The organism is Pseudomonas sp. W2Aug9 (genome assembly GCF_023127755.1).
Lineage (GTDB): Bacteria > Pseudomonadota > Gammaproteobacteria > Pseudomonadales > Pseudomonadaceae > Aquipseudomonas > Aquipseudomonas synxantha_A.
Genome location: NZ_SPKL01000002.1, coordinates 1 through 26,135, shown reverse-complemented (window position 1 = coordinate 26,135; position 26,135 = coordinate 1). Strand labels below are relative to the sequence as shown.

The 26,135-nt window shown below is 60.3% G+C and carries 30 protein-coding genes; 17 read left to right on the top strand and 13 right to left on the bottom strand.

The features are described from left to right. Nucleotides 1-23 precede the first annotated feature (23 nt). Nucleotides 24-599 (top strand): TetR family transcriptional regulator C-terminal domain-containing protein, encoded by a 576-nt coding sequence (locus E3O56_RS01290; RefSeq protein ID WP_032878749.1) that lies wholly within the window; start codon nucleotides 24-26, stop codon nucleotides 597-599. Nucleotides 600-605: 6 nt separating this feature from the next. Here the strand turns inward: E3O56_RS01290 and E3O56_RS01285 are convergent, their stop codons facing one another. Together E3O56_RS01285 and E3O56_RS01280 are read right to left on the bottom strand one after the other, a co-directional pair. Further along, nucleotides 606-2,102 carry a YifB family Mg chelatase-like AAA ATPase gene (locus E3O56_RS01285; RefSeq protein WP_248127666.1) on the bottom strand — a complete coding sequence of 499 codons (1,497 nt, stop codon included), beginning with the start codon at nucleotides 2,100-2,102 and terminating at the stop codon, nucleotides 606-608. A 215-nt stretch (nucleotides 2,103-2,317) separates the two neighbouring features. Further along, on the bottom strand, nucleotides 2,318-2,581 hold the full coding sequence (locus E3O56_RS01280) for an accessory factor UbiK family protein (RefSeq protein WP_005792456.1): 264 nt from the start codon (nucleotides 2,579-2,581) through the stop codon (nucleotides 2,318-2,320). A 422-nt stretch (nucleotides 2,582-3,003) separates the two neighbouring features. Between E3O56_RS01280 and glnK the strand changes: the two genes are divergently transcribed. The 4 genes from glnK (at nucleotide 3,004) to sutA (ending at nucleotide 5,784) form a co-directional block, all read left to right on the top strand. Next, nucleotides 3,004-3,342, top strand: coding sequence for a P-II family nitrogen regulator (gene glnK / locus E3O56_RS01275; protein WP_002555808.1), 339 nt, complete (start codon nucleotides 3,004-3,006; stop codon nucleotides 3,340-3,342). Between the two features lie 34 nt (nucleotides 3,343-3,376). After that, on the top strand, nucleotides 3,377-4,714 hold the full coding sequence (locus E3O56_RS01270; protein ID WP_032878752.1) for an ammonium transporter: 1,338 nt from the start codon (nucleotides 3,377-3,379) through the stop codon (nucleotides 4,712-4,714). A 209-nt stretch (nucleotides 4,715-4,923) separates the two neighbouring features. Next, nucleotides 4,924-5,349 carry a secondary thiamine-phosphate synthase enzyme YjbQ gene (locus E3O56_RS01265; RefSeq protein ID WP_005792453.1) on the top strand — a complete coding sequence of 142 codons (426 nt, stop codon included), beginning with the start codon at nucleotides 4,924-4,926 and terminating at the stop codon, nucleotides 5,347-5,349. Between the two features lie 102 nt (nucleotides 5,350-5,451). Then, complete coding sequence (gene sutA, locus E3O56_RS01260) at nucleotides 5,452-5,784, top strand: transcriptional regulator SutA (RefSeq protein WP_032878753.1); 333 nt, start codon at nucleotides 5,452-5,454, stop codon at nucleotides 5,782-5,784. A gap of 127 nt (nucleotides 5,785-5,911) precedes the next feature. Here sutA and E3O56_RS01255 read toward each other — a convergent pair whose 3' ends face one another. The 6 genes from E3O56_RS01255 to E3O56_RS01230 are packed head-to-tail and all read right to left on the bottom strand — an operon-like array spanning nucleotide 5,912 to nucleotide 10,494. Then, nucleotides 5,912-6,607, bottom strand: a complete 696-nt coding sequence (locus tag E3O56_RS01255; protein ID WP_248127664.1) for an HAD-IA family hydrolase — start codon at nucleotides 6,605-6,607, stop codon at nucleotides 5,912-5,914. Further along, entirely contained in the window at nucleotides 6,604-7,503 is a 900-nt protein-coding gene (xerC, locus tag E3O56_RS01250) for a tyrosine recombinase XerC (RefSeq protein ID WP_103734170.1), read from the bottom strand. The genes E3O56_RS01255 and xerC overlap by 4 nt, the downstream gene beginning before the upstream one ends. A gap of 2 nt (nucleotides 7,504-7,505) precedes the next feature. Next, nucleotides 7,506-8,222, bottom strand: a complete 717-nt coding sequence (locus E3O56_RS01245; protein ID WP_005792447.1) for a DUF484 family protein — start codon at nucleotides 8,220-8,222, stop codon at nucleotides 7,506-7,508. 13 nt (nucleotides 8,223-8,235) lie between these two features. Further along, nucleotides 8,236-9,066 carry a diaminopimelate epimerase gene (gene dapF, locus E3O56_RS01240; RefSeq protein ID WP_078822621.1) on the bottom strand — a complete coding sequence of 277 codons (831 nt, stop codon included), beginning with the start codon at nucleotides 9,064-9,066 and terminating at the stop codon, nucleotides 8,236-8,238. A 3-nt stretch (nucleotides 9,067-9,069) separates the two neighbouring features. Beyond that, nucleotides 9,070-10,317 carry a diaminopimelate decarboxylase gene (gene lysA, locus E3O56_RS01235; protein ID WP_248127662.1) on the bottom strand — a complete coding sequence of 416 codons (1,248 nt, stop codon included), beginning with the start codon at nucleotides 10,315-10,317 and terminating at the stop codon, nucleotides 9,070-9,072. A gap of 9 nt (nucleotides 10,318-10,326) precedes the next feature. Further along, nucleotides 10,327-10,494, bottom strand: a complete 168-nt coding sequence (locus E3O56_RS01230; RefSeq protein WP_003195417.1) for a lipoprotein — start codon at nucleotides 10,492-10,494, stop codon at nucleotides 10,327-10,329. Nucleotides 10,495-10,732: 238 nt separating this feature from the next. On the opposite strand from E3O56_RS01230, the gene cyaY reads away from it, so the two are divergent. From cyaY to rnk, 3 genes are all read left to right on the top strand, one after another. Beyond that, nucleotides 10,733-11,065 (top strand): iron donor protein CyaY, encoded by a 333-nt coding sequence (gene cyaY, locus E3O56_RS01225; protein ID WP_248127659.1) that lies wholly within the window; start codon nucleotides 10,733-10,735, stop codon nucleotides 11,063-11,065. A 2-nt stretch (nucleotides 11,066-11,067) separates the two neighbouring features. Further along, on the top strand, nucleotides 11,068-11,286 hold the full coding sequence (locus tag E3O56_RS01220; RefSeq protein ID WP_078822619.1) for a DUF1289 domain-containing protein: 219 nt from the start codon (nucleotides 11,068-11,070) through the stop codon (nucleotides 11,284-11,286). Between the two features lie 131 nt (nucleotides 11,287-11,417). Beyond that, on the top strand, nucleotides 11,418-11,828 hold the full coding sequence (gene rnk / locus E3O56_RS01215) for a nucleoside diphosphate kinase regulator (RefSeq protein ID WP_005792442.1): 411 nt from the start codon (nucleotides 11,418-11,420) through the stop codon (nucleotides 11,826-11,828). On the opposite strand, the gene E3O56_RS01210 is transcribed toward rnk, so the two are convergent. The 3 genes from E3O56_RS01210 to E3O56_RS01200 all read right to left on the bottom strand — a co-directional run bounded on the left by E3O56_RS01210 (nucleotide 11,825) and on the right by E3O56_RS01200 (nucleotide 15,525). Next, a complete protein-coding gene (locus E3O56_RS01210) occupies nucleotides 11,825-14,665 on the bottom strand; it encodes a class I adenylate cyclase (protein ID WP_248127657.1) in 2,841 nt (946 codons plus the stop codon). The two genes, rnk and E3O56_RS01210, sit on opposite strands and share 4 nt — an antisense overlap. A gap of 169 nt (nucleotides 14,666-14,834) precedes the next feature. After that, on the bottom strand, nucleotides 14,835-15,089 hold the full coding sequence (locus tag E3O56_RS01205) for a TIGR02647 family protein (RefSeq protein ID WP_014720451.1): 255 nt from the start codon (nucleotides 15,087-15,089) through the stop codon (nucleotides 14,835-14,837). 151 nt (nucleotides 15,090-15,240) lie between these two features. Beyond that, nucleotides 15,241-15,525: a hypothetical protein gene (locus E3O56_RS01200; protein ID WP_103734172.1), complete on the bottom strand. Its 285-nt coding sequence runs from the start codon at nucleotides 15,523-15,525 to the stop codon at nucleotides 15,241-15,243. A 126-nt stretch (nucleotides 15,526-15,651) separates the two neighbouring features. Between E3O56_RS01200 and E3O56_RS01195 the strand changes: the two genes are divergently transcribed. Next, entirely contained in the window at nucleotides 15,652-16,311 is a 660-nt protein-coding gene (locus tag E3O56_RS01195; RefSeq protein ID WP_032878779.1) for a glutathione S-transferase, read from the top strand. A 97-nt stretch (nucleotides 16,312-16,408) separates the two neighbouring features. On the opposite strand, the gene argH is transcribed toward E3O56_RS01195, so the two are convergent. Further along, nucleotides 16,409-17,803, bottom strand: coding sequence for an argininosuccinate lyase (gene argH / locus E3O56_RS01190; protein WP_003195396.1), 1,395 nt, complete (start codon nucleotides 17,801-17,803; stop codon nucleotides 16,409-16,411). Nucleotides 17,804-18,304: 501 nt separating this feature from the next. On the opposite strand from argH, the gene E3O56_RS01185 reads away from it, so the two are divergent. The 7 genes from E3O56_RS01185 (at nucleotide 18,305) to rsd (ending at nucleotide 24,693) form a co-directional block, all read left to right on the top strand. Next, nucleotides 18,305-19,051 carry a LytTR family DNA-binding domain-containing protein gene (locus tag E3O56_RS01185; RefSeq protein WP_005792437.1) on the top strand — a complete coding sequence of 249 codons (747 nt, stop codon included), beginning with the start codon at nucleotides 18,305-18,307 and terminating at the stop codon, nucleotides 19,049-19,051. Nucleotides 19,052-19,189: 138 nt separating this feature from the next. After that, entirely contained in the window at nucleotides 19,190-20,131 is a 942-nt protein-coding gene (hemC, locus tag E3O56_RS01180; RefSeq protein WP_032878783.1) for a hydroxymethylbilane synthase, read from the top strand. Beyond that, complete coding sequence (locus E3O56_RS01175) at nucleotides 20,128-20,886, top strand: uroporphyrinogen-III synthase (protein WP_032878785.1); 759 nt, start codon at nucleotides 20,128-20,130, stop codon at nucleotides 20,884-20,886. The genes hemC and E3O56_RS01175 overlap by 4 nt, the downstream gene beginning before the upstream one ends. Before the next feature lie 18 nt (nucleotides 20,887-20,904). Beyond that, nucleotides 20,905-22,020: a uroporphyrinogen-III C-methyltransferase gene (locus tag E3O56_RS01170; RefSeq protein WP_032878787.1), complete on the top strand. Its 1,116-nt coding sequence runs from the start codon at nucleotides 20,905-20,907 to the stop codon at nucleotides 22,018-22,020. Nucleotides 22,021-22,025: 5 nt separating this feature from the next. After that, on the top strand, nucleotides 22,026-23,267 hold the full coding sequence (locus tag E3O56_RS01165) for a heme biosynthesis protein HemY (RefSeq protein WP_103734173.1): 1,242 nt from the start codon (nucleotides 22,026-22,028) through the stop codon (nucleotides 23,265-23,267). 237 nt (nucleotides 23,268-23,504) lie between these two features. Beyond that, complete coding sequence (locus tag E3O56_RS01160) at nucleotides 23,505-24,026, top strand: disulfide bond formation protein B (protein WP_078822616.1); 522 nt, start codon at nucleotides 23,505-23,507, stop codon at nucleotides 24,024-24,026. 208 nt (nucleotides 24,027-24,234) lie between these two features. Then, nucleotides 24,235-24,693, top strand: coding sequence for a sigma D regulator (gene rsd / locus E3O56_RS01155; RefSeq protein WP_248127655.1), 459 nt, complete (start codon nucleotides 24,235-24,237; stop codon nucleotides 24,691-24,693). 52 nt (nucleotides 24,694-24,745) lie between these two features. Here the strand turns inward: rsd and E3O56_RS01150 are convergent, their stop codons facing one another. Further along, nucleotides 24,746-25,423 carry an FKBP-type peptidyl-prolyl cis-trans isomerase gene (locus E3O56_RS01150; protein WP_248127653.1) on the bottom strand — a complete coding sequence of 226 codons (678 nt, stop codon included), beginning with the start codon at nucleotides 25,421-25,423 and terminating at the stop codon, nucleotides 24,746-24,748. A gap of 192 nt (nucleotides 25,424-25,615) precedes the next feature. Between E3O56_RS01150 and E3O56_RS01145 the strand changes: the two genes are divergently transcribed. After that, on the top strand, nucleotides 25,616-26,135 hold a 520-nt coding region (locus E3O56_RS01145; protein ID WP_248127651.1), incomplete at its 3' end, for an AlgP family protein.

Genomic DNA, 26,135 nt, shown 5'->3' with positions numbered 1-26,135 from the left:
ACCGGCGCCCGAAGGAATTGCCCATGTCGCGTATCGACCGTAAAGACCAGATCATCGCCGCCGCTCTTGAGCTGTTTCGCAGCAAGGGCTTTGCCGCGGTGTCCACCCGTGACTTGGCCGAACATGCCGGGCTGTCACGCAGTCACGTCTATCACTATTTCAGTGACTGGAATGAACTGCGTCGCGAAGCTTTTGTGCGCTTTGCCAATGAGCAATTGGATGAAGTGCGCGAGCCGTTGGCCGATGCTCCACCGCTAGAAGCGCTTATGGGGTTCTTGCGCGACTGCCTGCCCAGTACCGCTGACGCCGCTTGGGCGCTGTGGCTCGACGCCTGGGACGAAGCCATGCACGACCCGCAAATGGCCCAGGCTTACCTGGTGATCAACGCCCAGTGGCAAGGCATGCTTGCCGAAGTGATCGAGCGGGGCGTTGCCGATGGCGTCTTTCGCTGCGAGTCGTGTCAGCGCGCTGCACGGCAGATCTTCGCCCTGGCGATGGGCTATGCCGATGACCTGATGCTCAAGCCTTCCGCAGAGTCGGCAGAAGCGGTGCTGGAAGAGGTGCTGGAAGTGGCGAGGCTGTTGCTGGATTTTGCCTGACAAGTGCTAGCCATGAGCGGCTGGTCGGTACTGCAACGCCTCCGCCAAATGATGGCGGGCGATGCCTTCCACTTGCTCAAGGTCCGCCAGGGTGCGAGCCACCTTGAGCAACCGATGGGCTGCACGCAGCGATAATGTCAGTCGTTCGCACGCGCTTTCCAGCCAGCTTTCATCGGCTTTGGTCAACTGGCAGTGTTCGCGTAGCCGTGGCAGATCGAGGAATGCATTGGCACAACCCTGGCGCTGGTGCTGGCGTTCACGGGCTTGCGCCACCTGGGCGGACGCTTGCACGGTGGTGTCACCGGCCTGTTGGGAGGGGCTCAGCGCAGTGACCTCCCGCGCGACTGTCAGGTGCAAATCAATCCGGTCCAGCAGCGGCCCGGATAGCTTGTTGCGATAGCGTTGTATCTGTTCCGGCGTGCACCGACAACGCCCGCTGGGTTCGCCCATGTAGCCGCACGGGCAGGGGTTCATGGCCGCGACCAATTGGAAGCGTGCCGGGAAACTCACCCGGTCCCTGGCTCGGGAGATCACGATATGCCCCGACTCCAATGGCTCGCGCAGCACCTCCAGTACCTTGCGATCAAATTCCGGCAGCTCATCCAGAAACAGCACGCCGTGATGGGCCAGGGTGATTTCCCCCGGCTGCGGCTTCGAGCCGCCACCCACCAGCGCCGGGCCGGATGCCGAGTGGTGCGGCTGGCGAAACGGGCGATTGGGCCAATGGCTCAGGGGGGCCAGGCTGACCACGGATTGGATCGCGGCCACTTCCAGCGCCTCCTGCTCGCTCAGCGGTGGCAGCAAGCCCGGCAGGCGGCTGGCCAACAGGGTTTTGCCGGTACCGGGTGGCCCGCTGAACAGCAGGTTATGTGCGCCGGCCGCCGCAATCAGCAAGGCACGCTTGGCTGCCAGTTGGCCCTGCACTTCACTCAGGTCCGGGTAAGGCTTGTTCAAGTACAGCAAGCCGTCGGACCTGTAGGGCTCAATCGGCACATGCCCATTAAGGTGCGCCACCACTTGCAGCAGGTGGTCCACCGCAATCACTTTGAGCCCCGACGCCAGGCAGGCTTCCTCGGCATTGGCCCTGGGCACTATCACGGTGCGCCCGGCCTTGCGCGCCGCAAGCGCGGCCGGCAACACACCCTTCACCGCCCGTACCTCGCCCGATAACGCCAACTCACCAAGGCACTCCACGTCATCAAGCATCAAGGCCGGCACTTGCACACTGGCCGCCAGGATCCCCAGGGCAATCGCCAGATCAAAGCGCCCGCCGTCCTTGGGCAGGTCGGCGGGCGCGAGATTGAGGGTGATGCGCCGGGCCGGGTATTGCAGCGCCGAGTTGAGAATGGCGCTGCGAACGCGATCCTTGCTTTCCTTCACTGCAGTTTCCGGCAGGCCCACCAGCGTCAGCGATGGCAAGCCATTGGCCATATGCACTTCAACGGTGACGGCGGGGGCTTCAACGCCGACCTGGGCGCGGCTGTGCACGATAGCGAGGGACATGCTCGTTCCTTGAATGGGTGGGCCGCTTCCTGCGGGTTTTTCAAGGGTAGACGAGGTGGGACGGAGCGGGGCGAGGGAGATTTTACAGAACGTATCCGGGCGGCAATGCAAAACAAATGTGGGAGCTGGCTTGCCTGCGATAGCGGTATGTCAGCAAAGAATCATCCGCTGATGCACCGCCATCGCAGGCAAGACAGCTCCCACACTAACCGTGTTTATTCAGCAGAGGATGGCGCCAACCGTGCTTCAAGTTCAGCCACCTTCGCCTCCAGGCTCTCCAACCGCGCACGCGTGCGGGCCAGCACCACCATCTGGCTGTCAAACTCTTCCCGGCTGACCAGGTCGAGCTTGCTGAAACCACTTTGCAGCAATGCCTTGAACTGGCTTTCGATTTCATTGCGGGGCAGCGGGGTGTCGCCGCTGAACAGGCGAGAGGCGTGGCCGCTCAGGGCGTCGAGGAGGTCTTTGGGCGCGAGCATGGGAAACATTCCGGAAAACAGTTGGCCAGCAGTGTATCACGCAGCGTCTATAGTCTTTTTCATGCCGCGTTGCGCACGGTTTTCGCGCATCAAAGCGGGCGGCTGCGCACCGTTTTGATGCGCATTGCGGCCACACGCACGCCCCGTGGGTGGGCACAAGTGAGCAAGGGACTGATTTCAGTGGTTTTTACGGAGCTGGCAAGGTTTCTGCTTAGACGATCATGACCCATGCACTGATGCAGTCGCTGTGACGAATGCAGTGCGCCGACGGATCAGGGGTACAGGTTTCGTCACCAGTGGATCGCTGGCGTCGCAACGGCAAATGCCGAGGCGACGATGCGTTACAAAGCCAGGCACTGCGCTTAGACTTGAGACGGGTTTGTTTTCCTGGGGCAAGTCCACCAATTCGGGAGAGAGTTTTCATGAAGCTAGTCACTGCCATCATCAAGCCGTTCAAGTTGGACGATGTACGCGAGTCACTGTCCGAGATCGGCGTGCAGGGCATTACCGTTACTGAGGTCAAAGGCTTCGGTCGGCAGAAGGGTCATACCGAGCTGTATCGTGGCGCGGAATACGTAGTCGATTTCCTGCCGAAGGTGAAGATTGATGTCGCCATTGACGACAAGGATCTTGACCGGGTTATCGAGGCGATAACCAAGGCGGCCAACACCGGCAAGATCGGTGACGGCAAGATCTTCGTGGTCAATCTGGAACAGGCTATTCGCATCCGTACCGGCGAAACCGATACCGACGCAATCTAAGCCGCCAAACCCCAACGCCCCAGGAGAAAACACTATGACTCTGCGTAAATTCGCAGGGCTCGGAGCCCTGCTGTCCATCGTAATGCCAAGCCTGGCCATGGCGGCAGACGAAGTGGCTGCTCCAGTCCTCAACTCCGGCGACACCGCCTGGATGCTGACCGCCACCGCTTTGGTGCTGTTCATGACCATCCCTGGCCTGGCGCTGTTCTACGGCGGCATGGTCCGCTCCAAGAATATTCTGTCAGTGATGATGCAGTGCTTTGCCATCACCGGCTTGATCAGCATCCTGTGGGTCGTCTACGGCTACAGCATCGCGTTTGATACCACCGGTATGGAACAGGGTGTGGTCAACTTCAACTCCTTCTTCGGCGGCCTGGGCAAGGCGTTCCTGGCGGGTGTCACCCCGGCCAGCATCACCGGGCCTGCGGCGCTGTTTCCGGAAGCCGTGTTCATCACCTTCCAGATGACTTTCGCCATCATCACCCCGGCGCTGATCGTCGGTGCCTTCGCAGAGCGCATGAAGTTCTCCGCGATGCTGATCTTCATGGCTATCTGGTTCACCCTGGTCTACGCGCCGATCGCGCACATGGTCTGGAGCGGCAACGGTGGCCTGATGTGGGACTGGGGCGTGCTGGACTTCGCCGGCGGCACCGTCGTGCACATCAACGCGGGTGTGGCGGGCCTGGTGGCGTGCATCGTGCTGGGCAAGCGTAAAGGCTTCCCGACTACACCAATGGCACCGCACAACCTGGGTTATACCTTGATCGGCGCGGCCATGCTGTGGATCGGCTGGTTTGGCTTCAACGCCGGCTCCGCTGCGGCGGCCAACGGCACGGCGGGCATGGCGATGCTGGTCACCCAGATTGCCACGGCTGCTGCGGCGCTGGGCTGGATGTTCGCCGAGTGGATCACTCACGGCAAGCCAAGTGCACTGGGCATTGCCTCAGGTGTGGTGGCCGGCCTGGTCGCCGTGACGCCAGCCGCTGGCACCGTGGGCCCGATGGGTGCTCTGGTGATCGGGCTGGTTGCCGGTGTGGTGTGCTTCTTCTGCGCCACCAGCCTCAAGCGCAAGCTGGGCTACGACGACTCCCTGGACGCCTTCGGTGTGCACGGTATCGGCGGTATCGTCGGTGCGATCCTCACCGGTGTGTTTGCAGCCCCGGCACTGGGCGGTTTCGGCACCGTGACCGATATCGCTGCCCAGGTCTGGATCCAGTGCAAAGGCGTAGGCTTCACTGTGATCTATACAGCCATCGTGACCTTCGTCATCCTCAAGGTGCTGGACATGGTCATGGGCCTGCGTGTCACTGAGGAAGAAGAGGCTGTGGGCCTCGACCTGGCGCAACACAACGAGCGCGGCTACAACTTGTAAGTACGCGAAAAAAACATGCCCGGCTTGCCGGGCATTTTTTTGTCTGGTGTTTGTCTTTGGCTAAAGGTGTATGGGTTTTTTATCAACTTTGTGATGGGATCCACACGGCACTTTTCAGAGTGCAAATGTCTTACAGGCATGAAGGCGTATTCGGCACTTTGTTTTTTCCCAGAGCGCGCTAGAATGCGCGCCGATGGGCGGAGAACTGTATGTGGCAACAGACCCTGATTACCCTGCGGGCCAAGCCCCGGGGCTTTCATCTGGTAACGGACGAGTTGCTTGCCGGCTTGCCTGAATTGAAGGCTTGCCGTGTGGGCCTGTTGCATTTGTGGCTGCAGCACACCTCGGCCTCGTTGACCGTCAACGAGAATGCCGACCCGGCGGTTCGCCGTGACTTCGAGCGTTTTTTCAACCTGCTGGTGCCACAGGGCCGCGCAGGGTTTGAACACAACGACGAAGGTCCGGATGATCTGCCGGCGCACTTCAAGGCCAGTCTGCTGGGCTGCCAGCTGAGTTTGCCGGTCAAGGCCGGCCGCTTGGCGATGGGGACCTGGCAAGGTGTTTATCTGGGCGAGCACCGTGATCATGGCGGTGCTCGTAAAGTCCTCGCCACCTTGCACGGTGAAGAGGCATAAGCCACTGGAAATCCGGTGGATGTTGATTTTTTTCCGGCGACCTCGACAGAGGGTGAAGCTGGGCTATAACTAATCTGCTTTTCGCAAGTCATGAGGTAGAACATGAGCGACGATGATCTGGAACAAGACGACCTCGAAGTAGGTGATGAAGACGACACCGAAGAAGGTCTTGAAGTAGCGGCGGAAGACGTTGCTGACGATGCCGAGGATGGCGGTGCCGATGACGCGGCTCCCAAAGCCAAAGGCAAAGCCAAGGCTGCTGTTTCGGTAGACGAGCTGCCAAGCGTTGAAGCCAAGAACAAAGAGCGCGATGCCCTGGCCCGTGCGATGGAAGAGTTCCTCGCTAAAGGCGGCAAAGTGGTCGAAGTCGAGGCTAACGTGGTTGCAGACCCACCGAAGAAGCCGGATAACAAGTACGGCAGCCGACCTATCTAAGGTCTGCCTCCTGCTTGTAAGAAAAAGCCCGCCGTCGCTGCGGGCTTTTTCATGCCTGGAGCCATTATCAGTTCGCTGCAATACCTTGTGGGAGCAGGCAAGCCAGCTCCCACATTGGGGGGCAGTGTTAACCCCAGCGACTCAGCAGTGGCGGCAACTCCGTCAGGCTGCGAATCTGCGCATCCGGGTGCTTGTCAGCCTCCCAGGCCTTGCCCGCGGGGTTAAACCACACCGCCCGCAGCCCCGCCTGCTGAGCACCGGCGATGTCATCCCCAGGGTGATCGCCCACGTGCACCGCCGCTCCGGCGTCCACGCCACCGCGCTGCAACGCCTCTTCAAACAAGCGCCCGTCCGGCTTGGCAATGCCGATGTCTTCAGCGCGCAAGGCAAAATGGAAGTAGTCCGCCAGGCCAACGCGCTGCACATCGGCATTGCCATTGGTGATCACCCCCAGCAGGAAGTGCTGGCGCAGCGCCTTGAGCATCGGCTCGGCTTCCGGGAACACGGTGAGCTGGTGACGTGCATGTATGAACGCTTCGAAGCACACATCCGCCATTTGCGCCGCTTCAGGCTGGGGATAGCCGGCCTCTTCGAATGCCAGCATCAACACCCGATGGCGCAGGATGCTAATGCGGTGCTTGAGCTCGGGATGACGCTGCAATACTTGCTGGCGCAGGCTGGCGAAATGCTCCAGGGGTAGGTCCCCGACCTTGGAGGCGTTGAGCGCCAGCCATTCGCGCATCGACGCTTCGGCGCTGATGATGACGGGTACGTTGTCCCAGAGGGTGTCGTCCAGGTCGAAGGTGATCAGCTTGATACTCATGAGTCGCTGCCTTTGATGCGTTTGGCCCGGGGATGGGCGCTGTCGTACACCGTTGCCAGGTGCTGGAAGTCCAGGTGTGTATAGATCTGGGTGGTCTTGATATCGGCGTGGCCGAGCAGTTCCTGTACGGCGCGCAGATCCTGGGAGGACTCCAGCAGGTGGCTGGCGAAGGAATGGCGCAGCATGTGCGGGTGCAGATTCTGCCCCAGCTCCCGCTCGCCGGCGGCCTTGACCCGAAGCTGGATTGCTCGGGGCCCCAGGCGTCGGCCTTGCTGGCTGACGAACACCGCATCGTCCGCCGGGTTGGTCAAAAGGCGCAGTGGCAGCCATAGCTGCAAGGCTTCGCGGGCTTTTCTACCCACCGGCAGTACGCGGGTCTTGCTGCCTTTGCCGAGCACTTGTATCAGGCCATCGGCGAGGTCCAGCTGATCGAGGTTCAGGCTTGTCAGCTCCGACAGGCGCAGGCCCGAAGAATAGAACAGCTCAAGGATTGCCTGGTCGCGATGGGCCAGGAAGTCATCCTCTACCGCACCATCGAGCAACTGCAAGGCACGATCGGTATCCAGGGTCTTGGGCAGGCGCCGCTCGCCTTTGGGCGGGGACAGGCCATTGGCCGGGTCGTGATCGCACAGGCCTTCGCGATTGAGGTAGTGATAGAGGCCGCGCACTGCCGACAGCAGGCGAGACAGGCTACGCGAGGACTGGCCTTGCTGGTGCAACCGGGCGATCAGGCTGCGCAGGGTCTGGATATCCAGGGCTTTCCAGCTACTGACGTGCTGTTTCTCACAATAGGCCAGGACCTTGTTCAAGTCCCGCCGATAGGCTTCAAGGGTGTGGGGCGACACCTGGCGCTCATTGCGCAGGTGAGCGCAATAGGCGTCCAGTTGCCGCTCCATGGTCAGCGCACCGCGCGCAGTGTGGTGGTGTGGCGCGGCAGGACGCGGCCCAGCACTTCGGCGATGTAGGTCAGGAACAGCGTGCCCACCGAGCTTTTGTAGTGCGCAGGGTCACGGCTGGCGATGGCCAGCACGCCGTGCAAGCCTTGATGGCTGACGGCGATGACGGCGGTAGAGCCGATCTGCTTGCGCTGCTCGGCACCAAACAGGAAGTCCAGTTCATGTTCACGCAAGGTGCCGCTGACAGTCTTGCCTTCGGACAGCAAGCCGCCGATGGCTGTCTGTGCTTCACCACCTGTGACCCAGCGACCCACCGGCATCGGGTTGTCGCTGAACAGGATCAGGCTGACAAAGGGCACCTGGAAGTCCTCGCGCAGGCTGTCTTCCACGGCGATCACCGTTTCTTCCAGGCTGGCGGCGTCCATCAGGGTCAGGATCAGGCGGCGGGTCTTGTCGAACAAGCGGTCGTTGTCGCGGGCCACGTCCATCAGGTGGGAAAGCCGATGGCGCATTTCAATATTGCGCTCGCGCAGGATCTTCATCTGTCGTTCCACCAGCGACACGGTATCGCCGCGCTGGTGGGGAATGCGCAAGGCCGGCAGCAGTTCTTCATGCTCGACGAAGAAGTCCGGATTAGCCTCAAGGTACGCCGCGACAGCAGCGGCCTCCAGGCTTTCACTCGGGGTAGCGTGTGCGGGTACTTGAGGCTTATCGGTCATTGGCTTGGCTCACTCATAGACGGACCTGTCCTTCGTATACACGCGAGGCCGGCCCGGTCATCATCACCGGGTGGCCAGGGCCTGCCCATTCGATGGACAAGCGTCCACCGGGCAGGTCGATCAGCAGCGGCGAGTCCATCCACCCCTGGCTGATCGCGGCTACGGCAGCGGCACAAGCGCCGGTACCGCAAGCCTGGGTTTCGCCGGCGCCGCGTTCCCAAACGCGCAATTGCGCGCGGGTACGGTCGATCACCTGCAGGAAGCCCACATTGACCCGCGCTGGAAAGCGCGGGTGATGTTCGATCTTCGGCCCCAGTTCGTGCACCGGGGCGTTATTGATGTCGTTGACCCGCAGTACCGCATGGGGGTTGCCCATGGACACGGCGGCGATATCCACGGTTTTGCCATCCACGTCCAGCGGGTAACTGAGGGCCTGCTCGGTGGCCTGGAACGGAATATCCGCCGGCACCAGGCGTGGCGCGCCCATGTTGACGCTGATCTGGCCGTCACTGCGAATATCCAGTTCGATCACACCGCCCTTGGTTTCGACGCGAATCTGGCGCTTGGCCGTCAGGCGCTTGTCCAGCACAAAGCGTGCAAAGCAGCGCGCACCGTTGCCGCACTGTTCCACTTCGGAACCGTCGGAATTGAAGATCCGGTAGCGGAAGTCCACCTCCGGGTTGCTCGGCGCCTCCACCAGCAGCAACTGGTCGAAACCGATGCCGGTGTGACGATCGCCCCACTGTTTGGCGTGTTTGGGCAGGATGTGCGCGTGCTGGCTGACCAGGTCCAGAACCATGAAATCATTGCCCAGCCCGTGCATCTTGGTAAAACGCAGCAGCATGGCTTACTCCGGCAGCAGGCTTTCGCCAGCATACAACTGGGCTACCGTCTCGCGGCGACGCACTTCAAATGCTTGATCACCGTCCACCAGCACCTCGGCGGCACGGCCGCGAGTGTTGTAGTTGGAACTCATGACAAACCCATAGGCACCCGCCGAATGCACGGCCAGCAGATCACCTTCTTCCAGGGCCAGCTGACGATCCTTGGCCAGGAAGTCGCCGGTCTCGCAGATCGGGCCGACGATGTCATAGGTGCGTGCTTCGCTTGCGCGAGGCGTCACGGCGGTGACATCCATCCAGGCCTGGTACAGCGCCGGGCGGATCAGGTCGTTCATCGCCGCATCGACGATGGCGAAGTCCTTGTGTTCGGTGTGCTTGAGGTACTCGACCTGGGTCAACAGCACGCCGGCGTTGGCGACGATATAGCGGCCCGGCTCGAACATCAGCGTCAGGTCGCGGCCTTCGATGCGTTCGCGCACGGCCTGGATATAGTCGCTAATCAACGGTGGCTCTTCGTCTCTATAACGTACGCCGACGCCGCCGCCCAGGTCGATGTGCTGCAGGTAGATGCCGCACTCGCCCAAACGATCGATCAAGGCCAGCAGACGGTCAAGGGCATCCAGAAAGGGTGGCAGTGTGGTCAGTTGCGAGCCGATATGGCAGTCGACACCCAGTACTTCCAGGTTTGGCAGTTGCGCGGCGCGGATGTACACCTCTTCGGCGTCGGCGATGGCGATGCCGAACTTGTTCTCTTTGAGACCGGTGGAAATGTACGGGTGGGTGCCGGCGTCGACATCCGGGTTGACGCGCAGGGAGATCGGCGCACGAACGCCCATCTCGGCGGCAACGACTTGCAGGCGCTCCAGCTCGTCGGTGGATTCGACGTTGAAGCAATGCACGCCGACTTCCAGGGCGCGGCGCATGTCTTCGCGGGTCTTGCCGACGCCGGAGAACACGATTTTCTCAGCCTGGCCGCCGGCGGCCAATACGCGTTCGAGCTCGCCACGGGAGACGATGTCGAAACCGGCGCCCATGCGCGCCAGGACATTCAGCACACCCAGGTTGGAGTTGGCCTTGACCGCGTAGCACACCAGATGTGGCACGCCATCGAGGGCGTCAGTGAACGAGCGGTATTGGGCTTCGATATGCGCACGGGAGTACACATAGGTCGGGGTACCAAAGCGCTGGGCAATCGCGGACAGCGCCACGCCTTCCGCGAACAGCTCGCCGTCCCGGTAGTTAAAAGCGTCCATAAGTTTCCCTTAGTAGGTGTCGTGCTTATGCGCTTTTGACGGCTTTTGCGACGATTGCGCCTGTTCATTCGGATCTTTGCTGTCATCCGGCAGGTACAACGGGCCTTTCTGGCCACAGGCACTAACGAGGCAAGCGACCGCGACGAGCGCAGCAAGGGAAGAGATCAGGCGCTTCATGGCGAAATCCTTGAATATGCATTAATTGCGCCCGAGTATACCGACCACCCGGCAGCTTGCCTATGCGCCGCACTACCCGTCCGGCGGGGCTTTGCCGAGGAGCGCAAGAAGCGGGCTACGCTGCTTGATGATATTTCGTACTGCCATCTGTCATGAAATCGGTATCCTTTGCAATCGGCGAAGCGCGTCCGTATTGTGCCCCGCTTGAGCAAAACCAGACACTTTTGAGGTTGCCACAATGAGTTTGACCGAAGCCCGTTTTCACGACCTGGTGGATGCCACCCAGGAGAAGCTGGAAGATATTTTCGACGACAGCGACCTGGATGTGGATCTGGAAAACTCGGCTGGTGTGCTGACCGTCAAGTTCGAGAGCGGCCAGCAATTGATCTTCAGTCGCCAGGAGCCGCTGCGTCAGCTGTGGCTGGCTGCGCGCTCCGGTGGCGTTCACTTCGACTACGACGAAGAAAGCGGCAAATGGCAGTGCGACAAAAGTGAAGAGTTGCTGGGCGAAATGCTCACGCGCCTCGTCCAGGAATATACCGGCGCCGAGCTGGATTTCGAAGAGATCTGACCGTGACCCAGCCTGTACCTGTACGCCCGCCCAAGCCGCTGTTCAGCAATGTCAGCCCGGCGGTGCCGTCACCTTGTATCAGTTTGTGTCGCCTGGACGAGCAGAAAGTCTGCCTCGGCTGCTTCCGCCACGTGGAAGACATCCGTGAATGGCGCTCCGCCGACGATGCGCGGCGCCGGGTGATCTGCGCGCAAGCTGAGCAGCGCAAGGCCCAAGCCTGACAGCATCTTGTTTATTTGTGACGCTGTGGTAGTGTCCGGGTACACCTCAACTCATCGAGGTCCGTGAGAACCCCGCCTTTTTCTGGCGGGGTTTTGCTTTTTTGTGCAGAAAAAAGGAGTCTGCCTGAATCATGACCGCACCTTCCATCATTCTTACCCGTCTTGACGTGCAGCGTCTTGAGCAACTGATCGACCGCTTGGGCGACGAGTTTCCCGGCGTCGAAGCGTTGCAAGCCGAACTCGACCGCGCCGAAGACGTGGTCGGTCACGATGAAGTGACTGCGGGTGTCGTGACCATGAACTCCAGCGTGCATTGCCGTGAGCAAAGCAGCGGCAAGGACTATCACCTGACGCTGGTCTACCCCAAGGACGCGAACGCCGACGAAGGCAAGATCTCGATCCTGGCTCCGGTAGGCAGTGCTTTGCTGGGGCTGCAAGTGGGCCAGCATATCGACTGGCCTGCACCGGGTGGCAAAACGCTCAAGCTGGAATTGCTCAGTGTCGAAGGCCAGCCCAAGGATGGCGGGGCTTTCTCGCTCTAAATCTGGCCCAGTGCGGCATTGAGGGACTGTTCCAGTTCGGCTTTGTAGCGCAGGTACAAATTGCTCGGGCTTTGCACATCACCGAGCAGTCCTGACAAGTCCAGATCAGTGATGTAGCAACGGTAACGTTCGGTTTCCCGGCGTTGCCCGACGATCTCCCGGGCGACCACGGCAAACAGTTGGTCGCCAAATTCCAGTTCGCAAAATTCCCGCTGATTGCAGTAAAGGGTGATCCCCACCTGGCCAGGCGCGCCTTTGCCGATAATTGCCTGCACGTCATAAAACGGCTTGTTGGCAGGGTTCTGCGGCGCCGGTCGTGGTTCCACGCCGCGGGCGCGGCTGCTGCCCGATGGCAATAACTGATAGTACAAGGTGTGCACTTCACCCAGGGGCTGTCGGGAATCCAGGGACGACAGCGCTTCGCGGCGATAGAGGATCGATTGCAGGAAGCGTTGCAGCGGAGCCAGCAGACTTTGTTCATCATGAAACGGCAAGCGCTGCTGCCAAAGCGCGTTGAATTCGTCGAGTACGTACAGCTGGGCGAAGCCTTCATTGACTCGATAGAACACTTGCACGCAATCGGCCTGGCCCATAGGCAGGAGCAGCGCCAGGTCATGGTCTTCCAGGGCCATGGCGTCAAGGTGCCAAGGGCTGTAGCTGGCCAGTTCCTCACTGAGGTAGGCAATCAGCGCGTCCTGGGTTGGCAGTGACACATGATTGGCCTGGCCCGGTGTCAGTTCCATGACGTGATAGTGCTGTTGCACCTGCAACAGGTAACGATGATTGCCTTGGCCAAGCAGCAGGTGTTGTGCGGTGTCGAACACCTCTTCTACACGCTGGGCAATGAACTGCGCACGGTTGTGGCAAAAACAACGCACTCGCAGCCGTGGCAGATGACCCAGCGGTAGTTGGTTGAGGTAATCGCGCAGGCAGTCGAGCAGGGCGTGGGGGCCGTCATAGCGGCTGACCATCACCTCGTTCCAGCTGTTGAGCATGACCTGGTCCAGGGTCAGCACCAGGTTTTCGCGTACACCGGCGTAGCTCAGGGAGTCGGTGCGCTCTGTTGTCATCAGGATATTCAGGTCGCGATGATGCTTGAGCGGGTCAACCCCGACGTTGATCAGCAACAGCACCTCTTCGGGCACTGCCGGGCGCAGCAAGCGGCTCTCATCGACACTGGCCAGGGGCAGGGCGATGGTCTGTTGCAGGCTGCCTAGCAGGTTGAACAACTCGAACTCGGTCATGTCGCTGACACCGGGGTGCAGCGCCAGGCGGGTACTGCTGTCGATCACGCCGTTGCGATGGCACCAGGTGAGCATTTCCAGCAGGTCCCGGCTGCGTTTGATCGGCGCGAAGTGCTCCCATTCCAGGGCCGTCAGGTTGCCGTTATACAAACCCCAATGGTGCTGGCCCGGCTCCTTGCGGTTGGGCGACTGCACCAGGGTCAGGGTGTCTTCGGCCAGGTCCGGGGCGATGCCTGGGTTAATGAACTCAACCTTGCCGGCCTTGCGTTCGAACGCCGCATACAAGCGCCGGCCCAGTACATTGAGGTCGCGTTTGTTGATCAGGCTGGCAGTCTGTTCGCTGCGGGCGAACTGGGTGAGGAAACGGTAGCTGTAGTTCAGTTCATTGACCAGAGCGCGGCGCTCGGAAGCAACCTGACGCACTTTCCACTGGCTGCGACTGTCCAGCAGGGCCAGTTGGCGCTGGTCCCAACCCCATTCCTGGGCCAGGCGTTCCAGCAGCAGTCGCTGCCAAGTGGGGGTGCGCTGGCCGGCGCTGAGCTTGCGGTTGATCTTCAGGTACAGGCTGCGTCGTACCAGTTCCAGGCGATCCGGCTCGTTGCGGGCCTTGAGGTATTCCTCGATGCGGCGATACACCACGATGTAAGGGTCCAGCTCATCCAGGTCCACTTGGTTGGCGAACACCGCTCGCTTGAAACGCAGGCTCAGGCAGTACACGTTCGGATGTTCGCTGGCGTAGACCTCGGTCAGCAGCAGCTTGAGCACCGATTTGTACGGTGACTCGATGCCCTTGAACAATTGCCACAGCCCGGCACCTATGAACTCGCCCGGCGGGATATGGGCCAAGTGACCCAGGTCGAGGGTTTCATCGGCGCGGATAAACCGCTTGGAAATCAGGGCGTGGGTAAATTCGGCGTAGCGCTTTTCTTCGTAGACCGGCACCAGCCACCAGATCGGCGTGCGCCCGGCCAGCCAGATGGCTGTGCGGTAGAACTCGTCCAGCAGCAGGTAGTGCTGGGTAGTACCGCAATCGTCGGAGCTTAGTTGCGTATCGCGTTCACCCAGGACAAAGCGTGTAGGTTCGATCAGGAAAAAATGCGCCTCGGCGCCCATACTCAAGGCCCAGGCTTCCAGCAGTTGGCACTTCTTGCGCAGCTCTGCCAGTTCGCTTTCGTCCAGGTCGGGAGCGTGGCACACCCACACGTCCATATCGCTTTGATCGGCCTGGGCCAGCGTGCCGAGGCTGCCCATCAGGAACAGGCCGTGGATGGGGCGGGGCGGGTTGCCATGGCGCGGTTTATAGGAGAACGAGCGGGTCAGGCGTTGGGCTTCGGCCAGGGCCTGGGCGTCAGGTTCGAAATTCGACAGCCCCGCCGGGGTGCTGCTGGAGACATAGCCCGGCAACAGTGGGTGATTGACGTGGAAAAACAGCGGCAACAAAGTCAGCACGCCTTGTTGGCGTGGTGTCAGCCCCTCGACAGCCCGGGCCATGCGGCCCTCATTGAGGGCCATGAAACGCGCGCGCAACTGGGTCAGCACCTTGCGGTCGATGCCTTCGTCCAGATCGGGGCGGATTTCGTGGGTGCGGGTCATGTCGAACTCGGTGGCTCGCTGGGCCCGACGTGGGCAGCCATGCAGGAGTCTACAGACAGTAGCGTAGGAGTTTTAGAGGGAAGTGGCTTTTTGGCGTCAGAATTTTTGCGCCACACAACTAGCGCCCTCGGAGTCCGCAACGGGCGGACCCCATGGGCGGGATCAGGTGTCAGGCAGCTTCTTTGGTGTTGGCAGTGGTCAGAATGGTCAGCAGGGTTTGAGCCTGCTCTGCAGCATCCCGGCCAAGGCTCGTCAGGTAGCCCCCGTCCGGCTGATCGATCAGTCCTTTCGCATGGAGGCGCTTGGCAGCGGCGATGGCGGTAGGAGCGGCGGTCTGATGGACTTTCAAGCCCTCCTTGGTGCTGTCCAAGGGGAAGAGTACAAGGATTTCCAGTTCGGCAACCAACTCAGGGGTATACGACATAAGGACTCCAGACTTTCTAAAATTTATTAGAGGCTAGCAGGCCATAAGGTGAACGCACTTTGGCGGGCTGTCCAGTGAGAAAGTCGTAGGTATTGATATGGCGCAGATTTGTGGCGAGGAAGCGGGCTTCCCGGCCACGCCAAGGTTGGTTTCAGTTGTTTTCAGGCGGTAGCTCAGGAAGTGCTCGCAGCGCCGTTTCATACCATTGGGTATCGAAGGCACGGTCTTCTTCGAGCATCTTGTCTATCTCAACGGCCAGCACATGGGCCATGAGGTTCAAAATGTCTTCGCGCTCGTAACCTACCAGGGTCAGTTTATTGAAGGTGGCCTTGGCGGCAGGCGGGTTGTCGCTTTCGATCTGGTTTTCGATGGCCTGGGTCAGCGTGCTTTCGGTGAACTCTTCTTCGTCGTTATCAATATCGGTCGGCTCGCTCATGGCAGGCTCCTCAAGGAAAGGGTGCCAGTCTACCGCCATTCAGGCAGGTGATGCTGCTGGTCAGGCCGGGCGCCTGGAACTATAACTCTTGCAGCCAACCCCACACCCGGCCTGGAGGCATCTGCAATGCTCAAGCTCTACGGATTTTCAGTCAGTAACTACTACAACATGGTCAAGCTTGCACTTCTGGAGAAAGGGCTGGCTTTCGAGGAGGTGCCTTTCTATGCAGGCCAGACCCCCGAAGCCTTGGCGGTGAGCCCGCGAGGCAAAGTGCCGGTGCTGGGCGTCAAGCAAGGGTTTATCAATGAAACCAGCGTGATTCTGGAGTACATCGAACACACTCAGGAAGGCCCTTCATTGCTGCCGGCCGACCCTTTTCAACGGGCTCAGGTGCTGGCGCTGTGCCGTGAAATCGAGCTCTACATCGAACTGCCTGCGCGAGCGTGTTTCGCCGAGGCTTTTTTCGGCATGACGGTGCCGGAGGCGATCAAGGAGAAATCCAGGGCCGAGCTGCTGCTTGGGATCGGTACGTTAGGTCGGCACGGTAAGTTCGCGCCTTATGTGGCTGGGGAGAACTTCACCATTGCGGATTTGTATTTCATGTACAGCCTGAACCTGGCGTGCGGCGTGGGCGAGAAGCTGTTCGGGCTGGACCTGCTTGCGCAGTTGCCGCAGGTGAAGGCCTTGTTGGGGCGCCTGAATGAAATGCCCAACGCGCAGAAGGTCGAGGCGGACAGGCAGGCGGCGATGCCTGCATTCATGGCGATGATTGCGGCCAAAAGGTGAGCAAATGTGGGAGGGGGCTTGCTCCCGATGGTGGTGTATCAGGTAAGAAAATCTTAGCTGACCCACCGCCATCGGGAGCAAGCCCCCTCCCACAGTTTTAGCGGCTGGCGAGCAATTCTTTGCCGCGCACGACCGCTGCCTTGACCTGTGCCGGCGCAGTGCCGCCCACATGGTTGCGGGCATTTACCGAGCCTTCCAGGGTCAGCACGGCAAACACATCCTGTTCGATCTGGTCGCTGAACTGGCGCAGTTCTTCCAGGCTCATTTCCGCGAGGTCCTTGCCGGTGTCCACCCCGTATTTCACCGCGTGGCCGACGATTTCGTGGCAGTCACGGAACGGCAGGCCACGGCGCACCAGGTAGTCCGCCAGGTCGGTTGCCGTGGAGAAACCCCGCAGGGCTGCTTCACGCATGATCGCGTGTTTGGGCTTGATCGCGGGGATCATGTCGGCAAAGGCGCGCAGCGAATCACGCAGGGTGTCCGCGGCGTCGAACAGCGGTTCCTTGTCTTCCTGGTTGTCCTTGTTGTAGGCCAATGGTTGGCCTTTCATCAGGGTCAACAGGCCCATTAGCGCGCCGAATACACGGCCGCTCTTGCCGCGCACCAACTCAGGAACGTCAGGGTTTTTCTTTTGCGGCATGATCGAGCTGCCGGTGCAGAAGCGGTCCGGCAGGTCGATGAACTGGAATTGGGCACTGGTCCATAGCACCAGTTCTTCGGAGAAGCGCGACAGGTGCATCATCGCGATACTGGCGGCGGCACAGAATTCGATGGCGAAGTCGCGGTCCGAAACGCCGTCCAGGGAGTTGCCGCCCACGGCGTCAAAACCCAGCAGTTGCGCGGTGTACTCGCGGTCGATCGGGTAGGTGGTGCCGGCCAGCGCAGCGCTGCCCAACGGCATACGGTTGGCGCGCTTGCGGCAATCGACCAGGCGCTCGTAATCGCGACTGAGCATTTCGAACCAGGCCAGCAGATGGTGGCCGAAGGTCACTGGCTGTGCGGTCTGCAAGTGAGTGAAGCCGGGCATGATGGTGTCCGATTCACGCTCGGCCTGCTCCAGCAAACCTTTTTGCAGGCGGGTGATTTCGCCCAGGATCAGGTCGATTTCATCGCGCAGCCACAGGCGAATATCGGTGGCTACCTGATCGTTACGGCTGCGGCCGGTGTGCAGTTTCTTGCCGGTCACGCCGATGCGATCGGTCAGGCGTGCCTCGATGTTCATGTGCACGTCTTCCAGATCGACGCGCCAGTCGAACGTGCCTGCCTCGATTTCACCGCGGATGGTGGTCAGGCCGTCGATGATGCTGTCACGCTCGGCGTCGGTCAGCACGCCGACCTTGGCCAGCATCGTGGCATGGGCGATGGAGCCCATGATGTCGTGGCGGTACAGGCGCTGGTCGAAGGTGACGGAGGCGGTGAAGCGCGCGACGAAGGCGTCGACGGGTTCACTGAAGCGGCCGCCCCAGGACTGGTTGGTCTTGTCGGTGCTCATGGATTCGCTCGTGATCTGCTTGAAAGAGGCATGAAGGTGTACCGGCGATAATAACAGGGTTGCCCGTGAAGGCGGTGCCGCGGGTGATCGGCAATTTTATTTGTGTCGTAGATGGCTAAGTGCCTTGCCGCCGAACGCATCCGGGACGAGACTGGAGATACGTACTTATTGAAACGATATTTGACGATTGAGCAATATCGTCTCAGTGAGCGTCTACAGTTGGACTGCTAGTGTGTGAATGCACCAAAGTCTGGTGATGCGGTCATAACCAGACTATCCATTAAACAGGGGGGTATTCGGATTGTGTATCAGTGAACCCTACGACGATGCCCGAAGGCAGCAGGTCTTGGGCGCTATTGAACAGGTCCGGGTAAATTTGGGTGCCGCTCTCAGGGCACTTTTTGCCGCTCGCGCTAGTCTTAGCGTGGATCGCTGTGACGCAAGTCACCGCACCTGTCTACGCTATCCTTGTGCGAGACTCACGCAGGAATCCAGCGCAATATGAATGTCCTGATCGTTGATGACGAACCCCAAGCCCGCGAGCGACTGAGCCGTCTTGTCAGTGAACTCGAGGGTTATACAGTCCTTGAACCGAGTGCCACCAGCGGTGAGGAGGCGTTGACGCTGATCGACAGCCTCAAGCCGGATGTGGTGCTGCTCGATATCCGTATGCCGGGCTTTGATGGCCTGCAAGTCGCTGCCCGCCTGAGCGAACGCGAATCGCCACCTGCCGTGGTGTTGTGCGCGGCCCAGGAAGAGTTCTCTGCACAGACGCTGGAAGACAGCGGTGTCAGTTTTCTCGTCAAGCCGGTCACCGCCGAGGCCTTGCTCAAAGCCTTGAAAAAAGCCGAGCGTCCCAGCCGTGCCCAACTTGCCGCACTGACCCAGCCTGCGGCCCAAAGTGGTAACGGGCCACGCAGCCACATCAGTGCGCGCACCCGCAAAGGCATCGAGCTGATCCCGCTCAACCAGGTGGTCTACTTTATTGCCGATCACAAGTACGTGACCCTGCGCCATGAAGCCGGCGAAGTGCTGCTTGATGAGCCGCTCAAGGCTCTTGAGGATGAATTCGGCGACCGTTTTGTGCGTATCCATCGCAACGCGCTGGTAGCCCGCGAACGTATCGAGCGCTTGCAGCGCACACCCCTGGGGCACTTTCAGCTCTTCCTGAAGGGGCTCAATGGCGATGCGTTGATCGTCAGCCGACGCCATGTCGCCGGCGTGCGCAAGATGATGCAGCAGCTTTAGCCCAAGGGCTGGGGCGCGGTCTGCCTTCCTTATCCCGGTGCGATGTGGCCAGGGAGGCCCCGCACTTGCTGATTCAAATCAAAGCGTATTTGCCTGAGCTGTTATTATCCGCCGTATCTATTCAGTACGGATTGATCCATGTCCTCTCGCGAAATCCGCATCGCCACCCGTAAAAGCGCCTTGGCCTTGTGGCAGGCCGAATACGTCAAAGCACGCCTTGAGCAGGCTCATCCGGGCCTCAAGGTATCCCTGGTGCCCATGGTCAGTCGCGGCGACAAGCTGCTGGACTCACCCCTGTCGAAAATCGGCGGCAAGGGTCTTTTCGTCAAGGAGCTGGAAACTGCGCTGCTGGAAAACGAAGCCGACATCGCTGTGCATTCGATGAAAGACGTGCCCATGGACTTCCCTGAAGGCCTGGGCCTTTTTTGCATCTGCGAGCGCGAAGATCCGCGTGATGCCTTTGTTTCCAATACCTACGCGTCCCTGGATGACTTGCCGCTGGGCAGCATCGTCGGCACCTCCAGCCTGCGTCGCCAGGCTCAGTTGTTGACACGTCGGCCCGACTTGCAGATTCGCTTTTTGCGCGGCAACGTCAATACGCGCCTGGCCAAGCTGGATGCCGGCGAATATGACGCGATCATTCTTGCCGCCGCCGGCTTGATCCGCTTGGGCTTCGAAGATCGCATCACATCGGCCATCAGCGTCGAAGACAGCCTGCCCGCCGGCGGGCAGGGCGCAGTCGGCATCGAATGTCGGACCGTCGACAGCGAAATCCACGCACTGCTCAAGCCCCTCGATCACGCCGATACCGAAGTTCGTGTGACCGCCGAGCGCGCCCTGAACAAACACCTCAATGGCGGCTGCCAAGTCCCCATCGCCTGCTATGCCGTACTCGAAGGTGAGAACCTGTGGCTGCGTGGCCTGGTGGGGGATCCGGATGGCGGTACCCTGCTGACCGCCCAGGTGCGTGGGCCGCAACGAGATGCGACGGCCTTGGGGATTCAGGTTGCCGAGGAGTTGCTGGACAAAGGCGCCGGTGCCATTTTGCAAAAAGTCTATGGCGAGGCCGGTCCGCAGTGACCGACTGGCGAGTGCTGCTGACGCGGCCTGCCGAGGAGTCGACAGCCCTGGCGGCTTTATTGTCCCAGGCCGGTATATACAGCAGCCGTCTGCCGTTGCTGGAGACGCAAGCGTTAGCGGTCACGGCTGAGCAACAAGCGGTGTTTGACGCGTTGCAGCGTTATTGCGCGGTCATTGTTGTGAGCAAGCCGGCCGCGCGCCTGGCGCTGCAACGGTTGGGGAATGCCGTGCCGCCAATGCCGTGGTTCAGCGTCGGTGCGGCGACGGCGCAGATCCTCGCCGGTCATGGCCTCGACGTTCATTATCCCGCCACTGGCGATGACAGCGAGGCCTTGCTTCAATTGCCTGCATTGCGCGAGGCTATCGCACAGCCGGGCGCCAAGGTGCTGATCCTGCGTGGCGAGGGCGGCCGCGAGTTGCTGGCAGAGCGTTTGCGCGAGCAAGGTGCTAGTGTCGACTATCTGGAATTGTATCGGCGTTTTCTCCCGGTCTACGAGACGGGTGCGCTGATGCAACGCATCCGGTTGGAACGCTTGAACGGCCTGGTGGTCAGCAGTGGGCAGGGTTTTTTACACCTGCAAGCCCTGGCGGGCACCGATTGGCCACAGGTGGCACAGCTGCCGTTGTTCGTGCCCAGCCCGCGCGTCTATGAGATGGCGCGGGCCGCTGGCGCAAAAAAAGTTGTGGATTGTCGCGGCGCGAGTGCCGCGGCTTTGTTAGTGGCGTTGGGGAGCTATCCCGTTCCCACTCTCTGATACGCAAAGGACGGATACGTGAGCGAAACAGCCTTGCCTAAAGATGAAGCTCAGCCCGCGCTTGATGCGCCGGTCGAGACACCGGTCACCGCGCCGCGCCGTGGCAATGGCCTGGCGGTCGTCGCCTTGCTGCTAGGGGCTGCTGGCGTAGCTGCTGGCGGCTGGGGGATCTGGCAGGTCCGCGCCCTTCAAGCCAGCAGCCAACATCAATTGAGCCAAGTGCAGACCCTGGATGACCAATCCCAGAGCCTCAAGCAAAGCCAGCAACAGTTGGCCGCCCGTCTGGCGCAATTGCCGGGTGCGGACGAGCTGGAAGAGCGCCGCCGCCTGGTTGCCCAGTTGCAGGGCGATCAGCAACGCCTGAGCCAGCGCCTCGAAACGGTGTTGGGCGCCAGCCGCAAGGATTGGCGCCTGGCCGAGGCGGAGCATCTGATCCGTCTGGCCAGTTTGCGTTTGTCTGCCTTGCAAGACATCAACAGTGCGCAGTCGCTGGTCCAGGGCGCCGACGAGATTCTTCGCGAGCAGAGCGACCCAGGGGCTTTCACCGCCCGTGAGCAACTGGCCAAGAGCCTTGCCGCATTGCGCAGCACTGAGCAACCAGACCGCACCGGCCTGTACCTGCAACTGGCGGCCTTGCGTGACCAGGTCGTGCAACTGGCGGCGATTGCCCCGGAGTATCAGCTTACGGAACCTGCTTCCCAAGGGCGCCCCACCAGCGATACGCAGAACCAGTTGAGCCAGTGGTGGGAACAGATTTCCCGCTATTTCCGCATCGACTTCAACCCGGATGACAATATCCGGCCATTGTTGGCAGGCCAGGGTTTGAACCAAGTGCGCCTGGCCCTGAGCCTGGCGCTGGAGCAGGCGCAGTGGGCCGCGCTCAACGGCGAGTCGGCGGTATACAGCCGCTCGCTGGGCGAAGCGCGCAGCGTATTGCAAGACAACTTCAATCAGGACAACCCGCAGAGCAAGGCGATGCTGGCGCGTATCGCTGAACTTGAGCCCAAGGCCGTGTCGGTGGTGACGCCGGACCTGGCTGCGAGCCTGGCCGCCGTGCAGGCTTACCTTGAACGTCGTCATCTGTCTGCCGACGAAGCCAAGGCCGCGGCCGGCAAACCGGCGACCCAGGAGTAGAGCTGATGAAGCGTTTCTATGTGATCCTGGTGCTGGCGATTGCAGTCGCCCTCGCACTGGCCGTGGGTATTTCGAAACACACCGGCTACGTGCTGATTACCTATCCGCATTTGCTGCATTACGAGTCAAGCCTGTGGGCTACCCTGGTGGCGGTGTTTGCCATCGGCCTGGCGATCTACCTGGTTCGTGTGTTGCTGAGCCTGATCACCACCTCCGGTGGCGTGGTCAATCCATGGTCGCGACGCAACCGCAGCCGCCGTGTGCAGATCGCGATCGAGCAAGGTCAGATGGACCTTGCCGAGGGCCGCTGGGCCAGTGCCGAGCGCCACTTGCACCGCGCTGCCGAAGCAGAGCGTCAGCCGCTGCTCTATTACATCGGTGCTGCCCGTGCGGCCAATGAGCAGGGCCGCTATGAGGAATCCGACGGCTTGCTGGAGCGCGCCCTGGAGCGCCAGCCCCAGGCGGAATTGGCCGTAGCCCTGAGCCATGCGCAACTGCAGATGGACCGCGGCGATACTGAAGGCGCCCTGGTTACGCTTCAGGCGATGCACGAGCGTCACCCGCATAACGCGCAGGTACTCAGGCAGCTACAGCGCCTGCATCAGCAGCGTGGCGATTGGTCGTCGGTGATTCGCCTGCTGCCTGAGCTGCGCAAGGACAAAGTCTTGCCCGCCAGTGAGCTGGCCGAGCTGGAACGTCGTGCCTGGGGCGAAAACCTGAGCCTGGCTGCCCAGCGTGAGGAGCAGGGCGAGGCGGGCTTGCAGTCTCTGGAGCGTGCCTGGGAGCAACTGACTTCGGCCCAGCGCCAGCAGCCACAATTGGTGCTGGCCTATGCCGACCAGCTGCGTCGGCTAGGCGCGGATGGGAAGGCCGAGGAAGTGCTGCGTGGTGCCCTCAAGCGCGACTATGACAGCCATCTGATTCGGCTGTATGGCCTGTTGCGTGGCAGTGACCCGGCGCGCCAGTTGAAGTTTGCCGAAGGCTGGCTCAAGGACCATCCGGGCGATGCCAGCTTGCTGCTGACGCTTGGCCGTCTGTGCCTGCAAAACAGCCTGTGGGGCAAGGCGCGGGACTATCTGGAAAGCAGCCTGCAAGTTCAGCGCAACCCCGAAGCCTGTGCCGAATTGGCCCGCCTACTGGCCCAACTGGGCGACACCGAGCGCAGCAACCAGCTGTTTCAGGAAGGTCTGGGGCTGCTCGACAATCGTCTGTTGTCCTCGCCTCTGCCAGTACCCGCGCGTATTTGAAGTAGGAAAGGGTGAATGGATTGGCTCGGATCTATCCGACACCCGATCTTTAAAATCCCAATAAACACTCGGTATAACTGACGTGATGACTAATTCCTACTTGTTGTAACTGGATTTCCGCCATGCCTTGGCGGAATGTCCTTGCTTCTTCGCGGAATTGTCTGCTCCGGGGCGTCTTGAAAGGGGTCGGGCCTTTCCTCTACCGTAGCGACCTATCTCTTGCAGTGCGGATAAACAATGTCTTTGGCCCCTTTACGCTCCTTGTTTTTGCTGGCGTTCATGGCGGGTGCGCTGACGTTGGGCGCGTCCTTCTATCTGGAATACGGCGCGTTGCTACAGCCTTGCTTTCTGTGCCAGGTACAACGTCTGCTTCTGGCCACTTTTGCGCTGATCAACCTGATGGCCGCCCTTCATAATCCCGGGCGCTCCGGCCTTTGCCTGTATGGGCTGGCGAGCACCGTGTGTGCATTATTGGGTGCCATCACTGCCGGGCGCCAAGTGCTATTGCAGAATATTCCGTCAGGTGCGGGCCGGGATTGCTGGCCCAGCCTGCACTACATGATCGAAAACCTGTCGTTCTGGCAGGCGGCGCGGTCAGTGTTCAACGGGACTGTCGATTGCGTTGAAATCAACTGGACGCTATTTGACCTGAGCCTGCCGGAGTGGAGCCTGTTGTTCTTTGTGGCGATGTTGATCCTGGGTGTCATGCAATGCTCGCGGCTGTTGTTCAGTAAGCATTTGCGCATCACAACGTCATGAAAACGGGACGCGCGTTGTAGGAGGGGATTAAACACTTGTATGAACATTCTCTCCTGCGTACCTTGAAGCCATAGTCCTGCGGGCATAATCTGGCCCGCACGCGTATCCAAACCATTTGTCAGACGCGGCTTTGTTCGACTGCTGCTTAATCCTTCAAGTGTTGCGCAGGTACAGAGCAGCAGCGCCCCTATAGGGAAGAGAGATCATCATGCTGGAAAGTTGTCAGAATGCTCAGGAACGTTGGGGTGGGGTGCACAAGCTGATCGACAGCTGGCTGAAGGCACGCCACGAACTGGTTCGGGCCTTTGATGCTCTCGGTGCCAAGCCCGAAGCATTGGGTGAGAATCGCGAGCTATTGCAGGATTTCTGTGGGGTACTGGTTGACTACGTATCGGCAGGCCATTTCGGCGTCTACGAGCAACTGACCAAAGAGGCGGAAGCCTTCGACGACCAGCGTGGCCTCGACCTGGCAGAGACTATTTACCCGCGCATTGATGTGATCACGGAAAAACTGCTGGCGTTCACCGACCTGTGTGACGCAGGGAAATGCGTAGCGGAAAAATTCAAAGAACTGGGCGCGCTGCTGCATGAACGTTTCGAGCTGGAAGACTGCTTGATCGAAGTACTGCACAACGCCCATAAGGAAGAGGCTGCCACCCAAGTCTGAAGCTTGGTAGGGAGATAAAAAACGGTGCGCATGTCGCACCGTTTTTTATGGGTCAGTGGCGAGTGCCGAGCAGTTCTATCTCGAACACCAGCGGTGTATAGGGCGGGATCAACTCACCTGAGCCGTCTGCGCCATAGGCCTGGGCTGAAGGAATCACCAGACGCCATTTCGCACCCACCGGCATCTGTTGCAATGCACTGTTCCAACCGCTGATCACGCTGTTCAGGCGAAACCATCGCGCTTGCGTACTTTTGTCGAAGACAGTTCCGTCAGGCAGTCGGCCCACGTATTTCACCTGCACTTCATCGCTGGCTAACGGCTTGTTGCCAGTGCCCGGTGCCAGCTCGGTGAGCAGAATCCCATTTGCCAATTCACGAACACCACTGGCGGCGTTTTCCCGAGTTAGAAATTGCTGTTCGGCGGCGAGTGCTTTTTCGCTTTGAGGTAGCTGGGCGTTGGCGGCGTTTTGCGCTTCGTGCTCGGTGAGAATCTGTTCGATGCGCGCGTTGTCGAGCGCCAGCGGCTTGCCTTGATAGGCTTGCTTGAGGCCGTCGATCAGGGCCTGGATCTGCAGGTCGGGGACTTCCTGGCGCAACCGTTCGCCGAGGCTTGCGCCCAAGCTATAGGCTAGTTCATGCGCCTCTGTGGCAGTGTTTTTTGACGGCGATTGCTCGCTCGCATCGGCCACGAAGATCGCCAAGCCAAGCACTAGAAAAAGATAACGCGACATGGACATTCTCCCGGCGAAAGTGCGACGGATTATGCCAGTGTGAGTGCGTAAAAACTGGTGAGCATTTGCGTTATATCGATAAGAATTTTCGTACCGTGCAACGCAAGCCCAACGATACTGTCAACATGCGCTAGCGGCGGTAAGAGCAGAGGGCTAGTATGAGCCGCACCCACGTCAGCCAGGAGGTAAACCATGTCGGCCAAACAGAAGCCTGTAAATACCCCGTTGCACTTGCTCCAACAACTTTCGGGCAGCTTGCTCGAACATCTGGAAAGCGCATGTTCCCAGGCGTTGGCCGATGCAGAAAAACTGCTCGCCAAACTGGAAAAACAACGCGGTAAAGCGCAAGAAAAGCTGCACAAGTCCCGTACCAAACTGCAAGACGCCGCTACTGCCGGCAAGTCCAAGGCGCAAGCCAAAGCCAAGGGCGCAGTCAAAGAACTTGAGGACCTGCTGGATGCCCTCAAGGATCGTCAAGCTGAAACCCGCAGCTACATTTCCCAACTCAAAAAAGACGCTCAAGAAAGCCTGAAGCTGGCCCAAGGCGTTGGTCGTGTGAAGGAAGCCGTAGCTAAAGCGCTGGGGGCTCGTACACCCGCAAAAGTTGCAGCCAAGCCCGCTGCCAAAACCGCTGCTGCCAAGCCAGTTGCTAAAACTGCAGCTGCCAAACCAGCAGCCAAGCCCGCCGCTAAAACTGCAGCTGCCAAACCAG

Excerpts from the sequence above, each read along its gene's own strand:
- E3O56_RS01290 (WP_032878749.1), top strand. The coding sequence starts at position 24 with ATGTCGCGTATCGACCGTAAAGACCAGATCATCGCCGCCGCTCTTGAG.
- E3O56_RS01285 (WP_248127666.1), bottom strand. The coding sequence starts at position 2,102 with ATGTCCCTCGCTATCGTGCACAGCCGCGCCCAGGTCGGCGTTGAAGCC.
- E3O56_RS01280 (WP_005792456.1), bottom strand. The coding sequence starts at position 2,581 with ATGCTCGCGCCCAAAGACCTCCTCGACGCCCTGAGCGGCCACGCCTCT.
- glnK (WP_002555808.1), top strand. The coding sequence starts at position 3,004 with ATGAAGCTAGTCACTGCCATCATCAAGCCGTTCAAGTTGGACGATGTA.
- E3O56_RS01270 (WP_032878752.1), top strand. The coding sequence starts at position 3,377 with ATGACTCTGCGTAAATTCGCAGGGCTCGGAGCCCTGCTGTCCATCGTA.
- E3O56_RS01265 (WP_005792453.1), top strand. The coding sequence starts at position 4,924 with ATGTGGCAACAGACCCTGATTACCCTGCGGGCCAAGCCCCGGGGCTTT.
- sutA (WP_032878753.1), top strand. The coding sequence starts at position 5,452 with ATGAGCGACGATGATCTGGAACAAGACGACCTCGAAGTAGGTGATGAA.
- E3O56_RS01255 (WP_248127664.1), bottom strand. The coding sequence starts at position 6,607 with ATGAGTATCAAGCTGATCACCTTCGACCTGGACGACACCCTCTGGGAC.
- xerC (WP_103734170.1), bottom strand. The coding sequence starts at position 7,503 with ATGGAGCGGCAACTGGACGCCTATTGCGCTCACCTGCGCAATGAGCGC.
- E3O56_RS01245 (WP_005792447.1), bottom strand. The coding sequence starts at position 8,222 with ATGACCGATAAGCCTCAAGTACCCGCACACGCTACCCCGAGTGAAAGC.
- dapF (WP_078822621.1), bottom strand. The coding sequence starts at position 9,066 with ATGCTGCTGCGTTTTACCAAGATGCACGGGCTGGGCAATGATTTCATG.
- lysA (WP_248127662.1), bottom strand. The coding sequence starts at position 10,317 with ATGGACGCTTTTAACTACCGGGACGGCGAGCTGTTCGCGGAAGGCGTG.
- E3O56_RS01230 (WP_003195417.1), bottom strand. The coding sequence starts at position 10,494 with ATGAAGCGCCTGATCTCTTCCCTTGCTGCGCTCGTCGCGGTCGCTTGC.
- cyaY (WP_248127659.1), top strand. The coding sequence starts at position 10,733 with ATGAGTTTGACCGAAGCCCGTTTTCACGACCTGGTGGATGCCACCCAG.
- rnk (WP_005792442.1), top strand. The coding sequence starts at position 11,418 with ATGACCGCACCTTCCATCATTCTTACCCGTCTTGACGTGCAGCGTCTT.
- E3O56_RS01210 (WP_248127657.1), bottom strand. The coding sequence starts at position 14,665 with ATGACCCGCACCCACGAAATCCGCCCCGATCTGGACGAAGGCATCGAC.
- E3O56_RS01205 (WP_014720451.1), bottom strand. The coding sequence starts at position 15,089 with ATGTCGTATACCCCTGAGTTGGTTGCCGAACTGGAAATCCTTGTACTC.
- E3O56_RS01200 (WP_103734172.1), bottom strand. The coding sequence starts at position 15,525 with ATGAGCGAGCCGACCGATATTGATAACGACGAAGAAGAGTTCACCGAA.
- E3O56_RS01195 (WP_032878779.1), top strand. The coding sequence starts at position 15,652 with ATGCTCAAGCTCTACGGATTTTCAGTCAGTAACTACTACAACATGGTC.
- argH (WP_003195396.1), bottom strand. The coding sequence starts at position 17,803 with ATGAGCACCGACAAGACCAACCAGTCCTGGGGCGGCCGCTTCAGTGAA.
- E3O56_RS01185 (WP_005792437.1), top strand. The coding sequence starts at position 18,305 with ATGAATGTCCTGATCGTTGATGACGAACCCCAAGCCCGCGAGCGACTG.
- hemC (WP_032878783.1), top strand. The coding sequence starts at position 19,190 with ATGTCCTCTCGCGAAATCCGCATCGCCACCCGTAAAAGCGCCTTGGCC.
- E3O56_RS01165 (WP_103734173.1), top strand. The coding sequence starts at position 22,026 with ATGAAGCGTTTCTATGTGATCCTGGTGCTGGCGATTGCAGTCGCCCTC.
- E3O56_RS01160 (WP_078822616.1), top strand. The coding sequence starts at position 23,505 with ATGTCTTTGGCCCCTTTACGCTCCTTGTTTTTGCTGGCGTTCATGGCG.
- rsd (WP_248127655.1), top strand. The coding sequence starts at position 24,235 with ATGCTGGAAAGTTGTCAGAATGCTCAGGAACGTTGGGGTGGGGTGCAC.
- E3O56_RS01150 (WP_248127653.1), bottom strand. The coding sequence starts at position 25,423 with ATGTCGCGTTATCTTTTTCTAGTGCTTGGCTTGGCGATCTTCGTGGCC.